The sequence below is a fragment of the Corallococcus aberystwythensis genome, assembly GCF_003612165.1.
Lineage (GTDB): Bacteria > Myxococcota > Myxococcia > Myxococcales > Myxococcaceae > Corallococcus > Corallococcus aberystwythensis.
Genome location: NZ_RAWK01000567.1, coordinates 1 through 513, shown reverse-complemented (window position 1 = coordinate 513; position 513 = coordinate 1). Strand labels below are relative to the sequence as shown.

General features: G+C 33.3%; 2 protein-coding genes. Both read left to right on the top strand.

Annotated elements, in window-relative coordinates; all coding sequences use genetic code 11:
- Positions 1-122: 122 nt before the first annotated feature.
- Positions 123-263, top strand: a complete 141-nt coding sequence (locus D7W81_RS41485) for a ribbon-helix-helix domain-containing protein (RefSeq protein WP_016266052.1) — start codon at positions 123-125, stop codon at positions 261-263.
- Between the two features lie 57 nt (positions 264-320).
- Positions 321-513 (top strand): Rep family protein (locus D7W81_RS41480; RefSeq protein WP_244227806.1); only part of this gene is annotated, 193 nt, incomplete at its 3' end.

The window sequence follows — 513 nt, the reverse complement described above, 5'->3', positions numbered from 1 at the left end:
GGGGGTACTACGACCCCCGCAGTGTTGTTCATTGTTCACGGTCACTTTTTGTGTATAAATGATTGAATTATGGTGTTATTTTGTGTATAATTGACTGTAATAACTTGAAAGGTGGTTACAACATGAGCAAAAGATTGCAAGTAACTTTAAAAGATGAGATGTCGGAAAAGTTAGATGAATTGGCAAAACATTTAGGAGTATCAAAAAGTGCGGTAATTGCGTTAGCTTTACAAGATTTTGATAAAAAGCATAAAAATAGATAAAAAAATACTGCCATGTGGCTATGGCAGCATAAACTGGTATTCGGAGGTAATTATATCATGGCAAATAAGGCATCACAAGGTAATGTAAGAAATAGAAATTGGACCTTTGTAATTAATCCAGAAAGTGTTGATGAAGGTTGGAGAGATATATTAGATAATGAACATATACAATGGGTGGAATCTCCATTACATGATAAAGATACTAATCCAAATGGGGAGATAAAAAAGGCTCATAAGCATATTTTAGTTA

Bases quoted from the DNA above. Each gene is read 5' to 3' on its own strand.
- D7W81_RS41485 (WP_016266052.1), top strand. From the start codon at position 123: ATGAGCAAAAGATTGCAAGTAACTTTAAAAGATGAGATGTCGGAAAAG.